Annotated in this window: 11 protein-coding genes; 1 reads left to right on the forward strand and 10 read right to left on the reverse strand. The window is 63.0% G+C overall.

The features are described from left to right. Positions 1-151 precede the first annotated feature (151 nt). The 7 genes from bamB to ndk all read right to left on the reverse strand — a co-directional run bounded on the left by bamB (position 152) and on the right by ndk (position 7987). Positions 152-1297: an outer membrane protein assembly factor BamB gene (gene bamB / locus NCT32_RS07790; RefSeq protein ID WP_061120348.1), complete on the reverse strand. Its 1146-nt coding sequence runs from the start codon at positions 1295-1297 to the stop codon at positions 152-154. Positions 1298-1430: 133 nt separating this feature from the next. Beyond that, positions 1431-2060 (reverse strand): tetratricopeptide repeat protein, encoded by a 630-nt coding sequence (locus NCT32_RS07795; protein ID WP_061120349.1) that lies wholly within the window; start codon positions 2058-2060, stop codon positions 1431-1433. Between the two features lie 102 nt (positions 2061-2162). Continuing rightward, a complete protein-coding gene (gene hisS, locus NCT32_RS07800; protein WP_061120350.1) occupies positions 2163-3512 on the reverse strand; it encodes a histidine--tRNA ligase in 1350 nt (449 codons plus the stop codon). A gap of 6 nt (positions 3513-3518) precedes the next feature. Further along, complete coding sequence (gene ispG / locus NCT32_RS07805; protein ID WP_061120351.1) at positions 3519-4847, reverse strand: flavodoxin-dependent (E)-4-hydroxy-3-methylbut-2-enyl-diphosphate synthase; 1329 nt, start codon at positions 4845-4847, stop codon at positions 3519-3521. Positions 4848-4981: 134 nt separating this feature from the next. Beyond that, positions 4982-6085 carry a RodZ domain-containing protein gene (locus tag NCT32_RS07810; protein ID WP_061120352.1) on the reverse strand — a complete coding sequence of 368 codons (1104 nt, stop codon included), beginning with the start codon at positions 6083-6085 and terminating at the stop codon, positions 4982-4984. Between the two features lie 183 nt (positions 6086-6268). After that, entirely contained in the window at positions 6269-7411 is a 1143-nt protein-coding gene (gene rlmN, locus NCT32_RS07815; RefSeq protein WP_061120399.1) for a 23S rRNA (adenine(2503)-C(2))-methyltransferase RlmN, read from the reverse strand. Positions 7412-7561: 150 nt separating this feature from the next. Next, complete coding sequence (gene ndk, locus NCT32_RS07820; protein ID WP_061120353.1) at positions 7562-7987, reverse strand: nucleoside-diphosphate kinase; 426 nt, start codon at positions 7985-7987, stop codon at positions 7562-7564. 338 nt (positions 7988-8325) lie between these two features. On the opposite strand from ndk, the gene NCT32_RS07825 reads away from it, so the two are divergent. After that, positions 8326-9024 carry a Bax inhibitor-1/YccA family protein gene (locus NCT32_RS07825; RefSeq protein WP_061120354.1) on the forward strand — a complete coding sequence of 233 codons (699 nt, stop codon included), beginning with the start codon at positions 8326-8328 and terminating at the stop codon, positions 9022-9024. Positions 9025-9101: 77 nt separating this feature from the next. Here NCT32_RS07825 and rlmD read toward each other — a convergent pair whose 3' ends face one another. The 3 genes from rlmD to rpoS form a co-directional block, all read right to left on the reverse strand. Beyond that, the gene (gene rlmD / locus NCT32_RS07830; protein ID WP_061120355.1) at positions 9102-10517 is read right to left on the reverse strand and encodes a 23S rRNA (uracil(1939)-C(5))-methyltransferase RlmD; all 1416 of its coding nucleotides are present in this window, start codon (positions 10515-10517) and stop codon (positions 9102-9104) included. 68 nt (positions 10518-10585) lie between these two features. After that, complete coding sequence (locus tag NCT32_RS07835) at positions 10586-11362, reverse strand: 3'-5' exonuclease (protein WP_061120356.1); 777 nt, start codon at positions 11360-11362, stop codon at positions 10586-10588. A 42-nt stretch (positions 11363-11404) separates the two neighbouring features. Further along, positions 11405-12502, reverse strand: coding sequence for an RNA polymerase sigma factor RpoS (gene rpoS / locus NCT32_RS07840; protein WP_061120357.1), 1098 nt, complete (start codon positions 12500-12502; stop codon positions 11405-11407). Positions 12503-12513 lie beyond the last annotated feature (11 nt).

Consider the following 12513-nt stretch of genomic DNA (forward strand, 5'->3'; position numbering starts at 1 on the left):
GCAGGTTTTATCGCGATGCGCGCGTGGCGCAACGCTTCTTTCTCGTGCGGTTCGTCGTGGGTGGCGAACCTGCCGCACCGCCGGACCTCGACGGAGCGCTTGCTGCTGACGGCCGCAAGAGCATGTCACGCGCTCCGCGGCCTGCATTCACTCAGTTGCCCGGTCGGAAACCATAAAGGTCGCCGTCATGCGTCTGAACGACGAGCGTGCTGCCCGCCAGCACAGGCGCCGCGGTGATCGCGCTGCCGTCGGTCGGTGCGCGGCCGACGAGCTGGCCGTTTTCGGTGTTCAGGAAATGCACGAAGCCCTGATAATCGCCCACGACGACCGCACGGCCCAGAATGTACGGCACGCTGACACTCCGGTTCTTCAACGCATCCGTCTTCCAGACCTGCGAGCCGTCCGCCGCGCGGAACGCGTTGACGACCGACCAGTCGTCGCCCGCCGCGACGATCTGCTCGTCTTGTGCGAGGCCGCTGTCGCTCGAGAAGCTCTTTTCCCACACCGGCTGGCCCGAGTTGGCATCGAAGCAACCGATGCGGCCCTGGAACGTCACCGCGCAGGTCTGCGCACCGACGAGCCCCGGCGCGCCGGTCACGTCGTTAATGCGCTCGACTTCGGTCACACCCTTCGGATACGACACCGGCGCCTGCCAGTAGGCGTCGCCCGTCTGCAGGTTGATCGCCGCGAACGTCCCGCCGGGGAAGCCCGCGAGCACCGCCTGATTGCCGGCGAACGTCATGCCGGCCGCGACCCGCAGGTTCAGCGGCACCGCGCGCAACTGGAAGATCCACTTCTGCTCGCCCGTCTGCGCGCTGAACGCGATGACCTTGCCGTCGATGGTGCGCACGATCACGAGATCGTTGCCGACGAGCGGCGGCGAGACGATCTCGCCGGGCGCCGTGGCCGTCCACAACAGCTTGCCGTCGGCACCGAGCACGTCGACCTGGCCCTTCAGACCGCCCACTGCCGTGAGATTGCCATCGCTGCCGACGCCCGCGGACAAATCGTCCTTGAGCTTGGTGCGCCAGACGTCCTGACCGGTCTTCGCGTCGATCTTGGCGACGGTGCCGTTCGTGCCCGCGGCGAAGACGTAATCGCCGACCGCGACCGGCGAGAACAGATAGCGGCCCGCCTTGCCGACGCTCGCCTTCCACGTCTGATTGACGTTCAACACCGGCTTGAAGTCCGCGAGCGGTGTCGGCACGCGGCGTTCATCCTTGGTCGACGAGCAAGCGGCCAACAAGACGGTCGTCGCGCAGGCGAGCGGCACGGCGTAGCGTTTCAAAAAAGTCATCGGTGGACGCAACATGAATTGGTGAATTGGGTTGATCGGCGCCGACCGACGCGCCGCTGCATGGCGACGCTGTGGCGGGCGGCTTGATGGACTGATGTGCTAAATCGATCGAAACCGATTGGAACGATGCGGATCAGCCGCCGAGCGCATCGAGCTTGAACTGAACCAGTTGACGCGCGGACGTGTCGTTCTCGGGCAGCGTCTCGAGGGCAACCTTGTAGGCTGCGCGCGCATCGTCGCGTTTGCCTTGTGCCGCGAGCAGGTCCCCGCGACGATCCGCGATCACGCCCTTGAACGCATCGAGCGGTTGATCCGCGAGCAGCTTCAGGCCCGCGTCGTAGTTCTTCTCGTCGAGCAGGACGAGCGCGAGACGCAGCTTCGCGATCTGCTTGTACTCGTCATCCTTCGCGTGATCGATGGCCCATTGCAGTTGCGCCTTCGCACCTGCCGTGTTGCCCGCCATGTAAAGCGACTTTGCGGCCGCGAGCGCGGTCATCTGCGCGTAGCCCGTGCCGCCGAACTTGTCTTCCATGTCCGTCGCCACGCGCGTGACCAGCGCCTGATCGTTGGCGTTCACCGCCTGCTGAAGATGGTCGTAGAGCACCGACGCTTCGGCCGCCTGACGGCGCTGCCAAAAATTCCATCCGTTGTACCCGGCCCCAATGATGAGCGCCACGAGCACAATCCACGTCGTGGTGTTACCCCATTTGGCCCACCAGGCCTTTACGCTTTCAAGTGATTCTTGTTCGTCGTGATAGCTCATCGTCCAGCTATTCCTTCCTGCGTTTCAGTTCCCTCAACGAGCGCCGCGCGCGATCCCGGATCAGTTCGATCCGGCACGCGATGCACGGCAATGTGCCTGTACTCAGGCACCCTCGTCATCGGCGGTTGCAACCATCGCATTGATTAGGTATTCGGTCAAGTCTTCCGCCGGAACGTTCACTTGCTCGTTCTTTTGGCCGTCGGATGTTTCGTCGCCCGAACGACGCAGCGGTTTGACGCCGATCATGCCTTGTGCGAGCTCGTCCTCGCCCAGCACGACCGCGAAGGCCGCGCCGCTCGCGTCGGCCTTTTTCATCTGCGACTTGAAGCTCGCGGACGCGCCGTCCGGGCTGCAATGCAGGATGACGTCTAGACCCGTATCGCGCAGACGCTCGGCGACGATGAACGCGTGCTCCGCCGCTTTTTCGCCCTGATGCACGACATACACATCCGTGCCTTCGGCTTCGGGCACGAGTTGTTCCTCCTTCAGCAACTCGAGGATGCGCTCGACACCCATCGCCCAGCCGCACGCGGCCGTCGGCTTGCCGCCGAGCTGCTCGATGAGGGGATCGTAGCGACCGCCGCCCGCGACCGTGCCCTGCGCGCCGAGCTTGTCGGTGACCCACTCGAACACGGTGAGGTTGTAATAGTCGAGACCGCGCACGAGGCGAGGATTGATCGTGAACGGAATGTTGTTCGCTTTGAGCAGACGCTGCACGCCTTCGAAGTGCTTGCGCGACGCGTCGCCGAGAAAATCGACGAGCTTCGGCGCATTCTGCGCGATCTCCTGCAGCGCGGGATTCTTCGTGTCGAGCACGCGAAGCGGGTTCGTATAGAGACGGCGTTTCGCTTCTTCATCGAGCGAATCGACATGCTTCTCCAGATACGCGATCAGTTCCTTGCGATGCGCCGCCCGCTCCTCCGCCTGACCGAGCGAATTGAGTTCGAGGCGGATGCCGGTGAGGCCGAGGTCGTCCCAGAGACGCTGGCACATCATGATGATCTCGGCGTCCGTATCCGGGCCCGCGAAGCCGAGCGCTTCCACGCCGACCTGATGGAACTGGCGATAACGCCCGCGCTGCGGACGTTCGTGACGGAACATCGGGCCGACGTACCAGAGGCGCTTCGGGCCGTCGTAAAGCAGGTTGTGCTCGATGACCGCGCGCACGACCGCCGCCGTGTTCTCCGGCCGCATCGTCAGATGCTCGCCGTTGAGCGCATCCGTGAAGCTGTACATCTCTTTCTCGACGATATCGGTCACTTCGCCGATACCGCGCGTGAACAACTGCGTATGCTCGACGATCGGCGTGCGGATGTTCTGATAGCCGTATGCGCGCAGCATCGACTTGACGGTGGTTTCGAAGAAATCCCACAACGCGGCATCCTGCGGGAGGATGTCGTTCATGCCCTTCACACCGCTCAGTTTCTCGAGCCGTTTCTTCTGTTCAGTCATCTGTCTTCAAAGGGTTGCGGTGGACGTCTCTTCGCGCTTGCCTGCTTCCTGCCTGTAGGTGCGCTCGACATAGTCGCTGACGATTTGCTGGAACTCCTCGGCGATGCGCTCGCCGCGCAGCGTCTTCACCTTCACGCCGTCGATGAACACGGGCGCCGCCGGATTCTCGCCCGAACCCGGCAAGCTGATGCCGATGTTCGCGTGCTTCGATTCGCCCGGCCCGTTGACGATGCAGCCCATCACCGCGACGTGCATCTTTTCCACGCCCGGGTACTGGTCGCGCCAGGTCGGCATCGAACTGCGCAGGTAAGTCTGAATCTGCGAGGCGAGCTCCTGGAACAGCGTGCTCGTCGTGCGGCCGCAGCCGGGGCACGCGATGACCATCGGCGTGAAGGAACGCAGGCCCATCGTCTGCAGGATTTCCTGGCCGACGACGACTTCGCCGGTGCGCGCGCCGCCCGGTTCGGGCGTGAGCGAGATGCGGATGGTGTCGCCGATGCCCTCCTGCAGCAGCACCGAAAGCGCCGCCGTCGACGCGACGATACCCTTCGAGCCCATGCCCGCTTCGGTCAGGCCGAGGTGCAACGCGAAGCTGCAGCGCTTTGCGAGTTCGCGGTACACGGCGATCAGATCCTGCACGCCGCTGACCTTGCACGACAGGATGATCTTGTCGCGGCCGAGACCGAGTTCGACGGCGCGTTCCGCGGAGCCGATCGCCGATTGAATCAGCGCCTCGTACATGACGCTCTGCAGTTCCCACGGCGTCGAACGCGCGGCGTTCTCGTCCATCATGCGCGCGAGCAAATCCTGATCGAGACTGCCCCAGTTCACGCCGATGCGCACCGGCTTGTCATATTTGATCGCGGCTTCGATCATTTGCGCGAACTGCGTGTCGCGCTTCGCGCCCTGGCCGACGTTGCCCGGATTGATGCGGTACTTCGACAGCGCTTCGGCGCACGCGGGATAGTCGCGCAGCAACAGATGGCCGTTGTAATGAAAGTCGCCGACGAGCGGCACGGTCACGCCCATGCGATCGAGCTGCTCACGGATATGCGGCACAGCGGCGGCCGCTTCGGGCGTGTTCACCGTGATGCGCACGAGCTCGGAGCCGGCTTGCGCCAGTTCCTTGATCTGGATGGCGGTGCCGATCGCGTCGGCGGTGTCGGTGTTGGTCATCGACTGGACGCGCACAGGCGCGTCGCCGCCGATCGTCACGAGCTGTCCGCCCCAGCGCACATCGACCGCGTGCGATGCGCGGCGCGTCAATGGACCGCCGAAGACCGGCTCGGTCGAACAAATCTTGCTGCTGATCAGGGATTGAGCTTCGGATTGCATCGAAAGACCCTTTGGCAACCTTGGCGCCGATGCGGCGCCGGGTGGCGTGGATGAAACCTCAAACGGGCGTCACGGCTTGCACCGTGACGCCCCTGACTTGTCCGGCGCGCACTGAACCGATCGACCTCGCCGACTCAAGGCAGCGAGAGGCGCGCGACGTTTCCGCGTGCGGATGAATAGCGCTTGGCATCGACGGGTTCGTCGTCGACCGACAACGATTCGACGCCCTTCACGTTGCCCACGGTCACCTTGAACGGCGCCTCGCCCTGCACGCGCTGTGTGCTGCCCGCGTGAACGAGACCGGAAAAGAGTTCCTTGCCGTCCTTGCCGCGCACGCTGAACCAGCTATCTTCCTTCACTTTCAATTCGATTGCGCTCGAGCCGCCGCCCGAGACGGCCGGCGCGGACGCCACCGCTATTGCCGGCGCGGTTTTCGCTGCCGATGCGGCCGGCACGCTCGCGCCCTGCACCGCGGACAGCGTCGACGACGAAGCCGGCAGCGCGTTCGTGCCGAGCGGACGCGGCATCGGCTGCTCGCCGGGCGCCGCCGCCACTTCGGGCAGCGACGCTTCGCCCGTGTTCGCTGCGGCTGCCTCGTCCGGGGTCGGCGCAGACGGTGCGCCCGCAGAGTCGTTCGATGTCGCCGGCGACGTCGACGACAAGCCCATGCCCGTCGTCGCTTTCAGGCGTGCAAGCCAGTTGCTCGATTCACCGCCGGTATGCCACATGACGAGCGCCACCAGGACGGCGATGATGGCCAGTACGCCCCACATCCACGAGCGCTTGCGACCCGACGAATTACCGAGCGGCACCGACACGCGCCCGCGCGGCAGACCCGTGCCTGCCGACGCCGGCACTTTCAGATTGTGCTCGATGTCACCGCTATCGCGCCGGAACGCCTGCGTGAAGAGCGCCGGATCGGCACCCAGAATTTTCGCGTAACTGCGCACGATGCCCGCGGCAAACGTGCGGTCAGGCAACTGACTGATATCGCCCGCTTCGAGCGCGAGCAATTTCGGCGGCGACACCTTGAGGCGCGCGGAGACGTCGTCGATCGACCATGCTTTCGCCTGGCGAAGCTGCGCGAGACGCGCGCCAACCGCCGGTATCGAGTCCAGAGGCCCAGCCTGGCTCGCATTCGACGCCGCCCCTTCCGCGCCAGCCTGACCGTCGTACTGACCGCCGGACCGGTTGCCGGAATGACTGCCGAAAGGCGTCGGGTGCTGCGGCTCACTCATGCCAAATTCCTCGCATCGTTTCTTTCATATAGCGCTGTTGCGTTCTTCGGTTCAAAAACCACGTGAACGATACAACTCCAGCGCCATTGCAGACCGCTTTATAACAAAATGTTCGGCTTTTAGTACCGCATCCAGGCGCTCATTTCGCCTTTTCGCTGCGGCTTGTTCAGTTTTGACGCACCGTCAGATCGCCCGCACCTCGATCGTTTTGCTGCCCGCGCGGCTCATGCGTTCGGCAAGACGCGTGCGGTCCTGCACCGCACCCGCGAGCTGCCCGCAGGCGGCGTCGATATCGTCCCCGCGCGTCTTGCGCACGGTGGTGACGACACCCGCATCGATCAGAACCTGCGAGAATCGCTTGATCTGCTCGTTCTTGGAGCGCGTCAGGCCCGATTCCGGGAACGGATTGAACGGAATGAGGTTGAACTTGCACGGCACGTCGCGCGTCACGGCGAGCAGTTCCCGCGCGTGCGCTTCGGTGTCGTTGACGCCGTCGAGCATGCAATATTCGAACGTGATGAAGTCGCGCGGCGCGACCTTCAGATAACGCTGACACGCGGCCATCAATTCGCGCAACGGGTACTTCTTGTTCAGCGGCACGAGCATGTCGCGCAGCGGATCATTCGGCGCATGCAGCGACACCGCGAGCGCCACGGGCAAATCGGCGGCGAGACGGTCCATCATCGGCACGACGCCGGAGGTGGACAGCGTCACGCGGCGGCGCGACAGGCCGTAGGCGTTGTCGTCGAGCATCAGGCGCATGGCCGGCACGACGGCGTCGTAGTTGAGCATCGGCTCGCCCATGCCCATCATCACCACGTTCGTGACGACGCGCTCGCCCTTGCCCGGACCGCCGACCTCGCGCCCGAGCGACTTGCGCAACGCGAACTCCGCCATGCGCAACTGGCCGATGATTTCGCCCGTCGTCAGATTGCGGGAGAAGCCCTGCTTGCCGGTGGAACAGAAACGGCAGTTCACCGCGCAACCCGCCTGCGACGAAACGCACAGCGTCCCGCGCGTTTCTTCGGGGATGAACACGGTTTCGACCGCGTTGCCATTGCCGACGTCGATCAGCCACTTGCGTGTACCGTCGGTGGAAACATGGTCGCTGATGATGTCGGGCATCGCCATGTTGGCGCGGCCCTTGAGTTTCTCGCGCAGCGATTTCGCGAGATCCGTCATGCCGTCGAAATCGTCGGCACCGTATTGATGGATCCAGCGCTGCAATTGCTTGGCGCGAAACGGCTTTTCGCCCAGGCTCGCGCAGTACGCGGTGAGCCCGGCGGCGTCCAGATCGAGAAGATTGACGGTGGTGCTGCTCGTCATGTCGAGTTCTGCCATTTCAGATTGCGAAGCCCGGCCTGTGTCGCCCGGGACCGTTCGCGCCAATTTCTGCTGCTTTCTTACTGCTATTTTTTGCGTCGAGGCGCGATGCGCGCGACGGCCAACAGACCGGCGCGCGGTACAACGCGAAAATTAACGCGAGTAGACGTTCACTTCCGGGAAGAAGAACGAGACTTCCTGGCGCGCCGTTTCCGGAGCGTCCGAACCGTGCACGGCGTTAGCGTCGATGCTGTCGGCGAAGTCGGCGCGGATCGTGCCCTTGTCCGCCTTCTTCGGGTCGGTCGCGCCCATCAGGTCGCGATGCTTGGCAATCGCGTTTTCGCCTTCGAGCACCTGAATCACGACCGGGCCGGAAATCATGAACTCCACGAGGTCCTTGAAGAACGGACGCGCAGCGTGCACGGCATAAAACTTTTCCGCGTCGGCGCGCGACAGATGAACCATGCGCGACGCAATGATCTTCAAACCTGCGTTCTCGAAACGGCTGTAGATCTGGCCGATAACGTTCTTTGCTACCGCGTCCGGCTTAATAATCGACAGGGTGCGCTCGATCGCCATGAAAAACTCCAAATAATGAACGGTTTACGGATTAAAACGAATCGACAATTGTAGCACGAAGCAAGGTATGATTGCGATTGAAACCTTACGACGCCGTAAGGATCAAATCCGGCGAGGACTTAACCGTTCGAACGGCCGAATCAGCCTTTGGAACTATTGAATTCGGCGCGTGCCGGGGCCATATTGGAGCCGAACGTTGCGTTGCGACGGGAACCCCGCCTTCCGGCGTACGCACCAAAGTGATCCTCATACTGGCTTAAGTCCGCGCACCTTATCATTCGTGTGTGACGAATGTCGCGGGAAGACCGAACGACAGACAATTGGAGCAAGGAGAAACCATGAACGAATCACCCTATAGTTTTGGCCGTAATGGCAGCGTCACCTCGGTCGAGGTGCGCAACCGCGTGCTGCGCAACACCTACTGGCTGCTCGCGCTCTCGATGGTGCCGACGGTGCTCGGCGCATGGGTCGGCGTCGCGACGGGCTTCTCGCTGTTCGCGGCCACCAGCCCGGCGATGAGCTTCATCGCATTCCTCGCGATCGCATTCGGCTTCATGTTCGCGATCGAGAAAACGAAGGACAGCGGCATGGGCGTGGTCGTCCTGCTCGGCTTTACGTTCTTCATGGGCTTGATGCTCTCGCGCCTTCTGAGCTTCATTCTCGGCTTTTCGAACGGGCCACAGCTCATCATGATGGCTTTCGGCGGCACCGGCGTGATCTTCGCCGCAATGGCGACCATCGCCACCGTCAGCAAGCGTGATTTCTCGGGCCTCGGCAAGTTCCTGTTTATGGGCGTGATCGTCATTCTGCTCGCCGCGTTCGCGAACATCTTCCTGCAGTTGCCGGCCCTGATGATGACGATCTCCGTACTGGCCATCGTGATCTTCTCGGCATACATGCTGTTCGACGTTCAGCGCGTGGTGAACGGCGGCGAGACGAACTACATCAGCGCGACGCTCGCTATCTACCTCGACCTGTACAACGTGTTCACGAACCTGTTGGCGCTGCTCGGCATCTTCGGCGGCAACCGCAACTGATCGGCGGTTTCGAACCCTAGCAACGAAAAACCGGCCTGCGGGCCGGTTTTTTTGTGTCTGAAGCCTCAGCGGCCCGCTCAGTCGCGCTCGAATAACGCGATTGACTCGACGTGCGACGTGTGCGGAAACATGTTCACCACGCCGGCGCCCTTCATCCGGTAACCCGCTTCGTGAACGAGCAGGCCGGCGTCGCGAGCGAGTGTGGCCGGGTTGCACGACACATAGACGATGCGTTCCGGCAACGGGCCGTCGCCGGACTGAGCGATGTCCGCGAGCGCCTTCGAAACGGCGAGCGCGCCTTCGCGCGGCGGATCGATGAGGAATTTGTCGAAGCGGCCGAGCGCGCGCAGATCGTCCGCGGTGACTTCGAACAGATTGCGGCACGCGAACGACGTGTGCCCGTCGACGCCGTTCGCCTTCGCGTTTTCCAGCGCGCGCGCTGTCAGCGCCTCGCTGCCTTCGATTCCGACGACTTCGCGCGACACGCGTGCGAGCGGCAGCGTGAAGTTGCCGATGCCACAGAACAGATCCAGCACGCGATCCGACTTTCTCGCCGCGAGCAGACTGAGCGCCCGGCTCACCAGCACGCGATTGATCTGGTGATTCACCTGCGTGAAATCGGTCGGCTTGAACGGCATGCGGATATTGAATTCCGGCAGCGTGTAAGCCAGTTCGCGATCGAGCGGATAGAACGGATAGACGGTGTCCGGCCCCTTCGGCTGGAGCCACCATTGAACGTCGTGTTCGTCGGCGAAGACGCGCAACAGCGCTTCGTCGGCTTCGGTCAGCGGCTCCAGGATGCGCAGCACGAGCGCCGTCACGTCCGAGCCGACCGCGAGTTCGATCTGCGGCATGCGGTCACGGATCGACAAGCCCGCCACCAGATGACGCAGCGGCACGAGCATCGCGGAAACGTGCGGCGGCAGCACTTCGCAACTCGTCATATCGGCGACATAGCTGCTCTTGCGCTCGTGAAAGCCGACCAGCACGCCGCCCTTCTTCTCGACGTGCCGCACGGTCAGGCGCGCGCGATAACGATAGCCCCACGACGGCCCGTGAATTGGGCGGAACATGGTTTCCGCACGCAGTTTCGACAGATGTTGAAGGTTGTCTTCGAGCACACGCTGCTTCACGGCGATCTGCGCGCGCACGTCGAGATGCTGCATCGAGCAGCCGCCGCAGGTGCCGAAAAACTGGCACTTCGGCTTCGCGCGGATCACGCTCTCGCGCAGCACGCTCACCACCTGCGCCTGCTCGAAGCTCGGCTTCCTGCGATAGCTCGAATAGCTCACTCGTTCGCCGGGCAGCGCACCTTCGACGAAGATGACCTTGCCCGGCTCGCCGTTCTCGTTGACCGTGCGGCCGACGCCGCGCGCTTCCATGTCGAGCGACTCGATTTCGAGTTCAGGCGCGACGAAGTCGGGATCGGGGGTAACGAACTTCGCCGGCGCGGCGCGGCGGCGATTCTGGGATTTTCGAGCGGCTTCAGACACCTGCGTACTTCCTGGCTAACGAATGGGCAAAGGCGAGATTGTAGACGAACGTCACCACGCCGCCGTGGCTACTTCCCGAATGCCGCGAGATATTCGCCCCAATGCGGCGACGATTCCTGCGCGAGCGCGTTCTTCACGAAGTTGATTTCATCGGTGTATTCGTCGGGCGTGAAGCCGCCGCGCATCATCTGAAAACGACAGTACATCAGATACGTGTTGACGACATCGGTCTCGCAATAGTTGCGGATTTCGTCGATCTGGCCGTCGCAATACGCGTCCCAGACCTTGCCGCCGTCCATGCCGAGCTTGCCGGGAAAGCCGCACAGCTTTGCGAGCGCATCGAGCGGCGCGTTAGCGCGCGCCTGATACATCGCGAGCACGTCCATCAGGTCGATGTGCCGCATGTGATAGCGGCTGATGTAGTTGTTGAACTTGAATTCGCGGTCGTCCTGACCGAGATCCCAGTAGCGCGGCGCCGCAATGCCGTGCACCAGCGCGCGGTAGTGGAGCACGGGCAGATCGAAGCCGCCGCCGTTCCATGACACGAGTTGCGGCGTGTACTTCTCGATCACGCGATAGAACGACTGGATCAGCGCGGCCTCGCCGTCGGCGGTGGTGCCGAGCGAGCGCACGCGAAAGCCGCTGTTGTCGCGAAACACGCAGGAAATCGCCGCGACGCGCTGCAGATGATGCGGCAGAAAGTCGTTGCCGACGCGCTCGCGCCGCGCTTCGAACGCATGTTCGGCCACCTCGCGGTCGGAAAGATCGTCGGGCAAATCTTCGAGACGGCGAATGCCGTCGACATCGGGGATCGTTTCGATGTCGAAAACGAGAATCGGAGTCATTGAATCCTGGAGCGCGACGCCCTGCCGGGCGTCGCCAAAGCGTTAAAGCACGGCGTCCTTGCGAACACCGTTGGATGCAAAAAAGCGCTTGAGCCGCACGAGCGCCTCTTGCTGGATCTGGCGCACACGCTCGCGCGTGAGGCCCATTTCGTCGGCGAGCTCTTCGAGCGTCGCAGGCTCGATGTGGTTCAAGCCGAAGCGCCGCTCGATCACATGCCGATGTTTGTCGGACAGGCGCGACAGCCACAGGCGCGTCAGCGATTCGAGCTCGCGATGCTGCACTTCCGCGTCCGGCGACTGGCTCTGGTCGTCGGAGAGAAGGTCGAGCAGGCTGCTGCCCGGGTCGAGGTCGAGCGGCGCGTCGAGCGAAGCCGTGTGCTCGTTGAGCGCGAGAATATCGGTGACTTCCTCCGGCGTCTTGCCAGTGAGATACGCGATATCGTCGATGCTCGCGTCGCGCCGTTCGGGCGCAACGCTGTCGTTCGAATTGGCGGAATTTTTTTCCAGATGGCGCTTCGCGCGCAGCACCTGATTGAGTTCGCGGATCACGTGCACTGGCAGCCGCACCGTGCGCGCCTGATTCATGATCGCGCGCTCGATGCTCTGCCGGATCCACCAGGTGGCGTAGGTCGAAAACCGGAAGCCGCGCGTCGGATCGAATTTCTCGATGGCGTGCATGAGGCCCAGGTTGCCTTCCTCGATCAGATCGAGCAACGGCACGCCGCGGTTGAGATAACCCTTCGCGATGCTGACGACGAGCCGCAGATTACGCTCGATCATCACCTGCCGCGCCTCGAATTCTCCCGCCTTCGCCAGCCGTGAGTAACGCTGCTCTTCCTCGACGGTGAGCAGCGGCTTCACGCTGATTCGATTCAGGTAGTGCTGAATAGTGTCGGCCGTGAGTTCGGCCTGCAGAAGCGAGCGGAAATCGTCGGCGTCCGGTGCGGAATCGTTTGCGCCTTCACCCGGCTCGTCGCTGCTCTTCCCGCGACTGCCGCCTTCTTCCTCGGAGTCGACATCGACATCGACGTTATCGATGTCGTCATCATGAGTCGAAGCACCGTCCTCCACCGACACTTGCAAAGGTCGGCTGATCGTCTCAGTCTCGGCTTGCGGCAGGCGGCGCTTCGTTTTTGGCATGATGGTTTCGC

This window comes from Caballeronia sp. INML2, assembly GCF_023631365.1.
Classification (GTDB): domain Bacteria; phylum Pseudomonadota; class Gammaproteobacteria; order Burkholderiales; family Burkholderiaceae; genus Caballeronia; species Caballeronia turbans.

Bases quoted from the DNA above. Each gene is read 5' to 3' on its own strand.
- NCT32_RS07810 (WP_061120352.1), bottom strand. From the start codon at position 6,085: ATGAGTGAGCCGCAGCACCCGACGCCTTTCGGCAGTCATTCCGGCAAC.
- bamB (WP_061120348.1), bottom strand. From the start codon at position 1,297: ATGACTTTTTTGAAACGCTACGCCGTGCCGCTCGCCTGCGCGACGACC.
- NCT32_RS07835 (WP_061120356.1), bottom strand. From the start codon at position 11,362: ATGACTCCGATTCTCGTTTTCGACATCGAAACGATCCCCGATGTCGAC.
- ndk (WP_061120353.1), bottom strand. From the start codon at position 7,987: ATGGCGATCGAGCGCACCCTGTCGATTATTAAGCCGGACGCGGTAGCA.
- ispG (WP_061120351.1), bottom strand. From the start codon at position 4,847: ATGCAATCCGAAGCTCAATCCCTGATCAGCAGCAAGATTTGTTCGACC.
- NCT32_RS07795 (WP_061120349.1), bottom strand. From the start codon at position 2,060: ATGAGCTATCACGACGAACAAGAATCACTTGAAAGCGTAAAGGCCTGG.
- NCT32_RS07825 (WP_061120354.1), top strand. From the start codon at position 8,326: ATGAACGAATCACCCTATAGTTTTGGCCGTAATGGCAGCGTCACCTCG.
- rlmN (WP_061120399.1), bottom strand. From the start codon at position 7,411: ATGACGAGCAGCACCACCGTCAATCTTCTCGATCTGGACGCCGCCGGG.
- rpoS (WP_061120357.1), bottom strand. From the start codon at position 12,502: ATGCCAAAAACGAAGCGCCGCCTGCCGCAAGCCGAGACTGAGACGATC.
- hisS (WP_061120350.1), bottom strand. From the start codon at position 3,512: ATGACTGAACAGAAGAAACGGCTCGAGAAACTGAGCGGTGTGAAGGGC.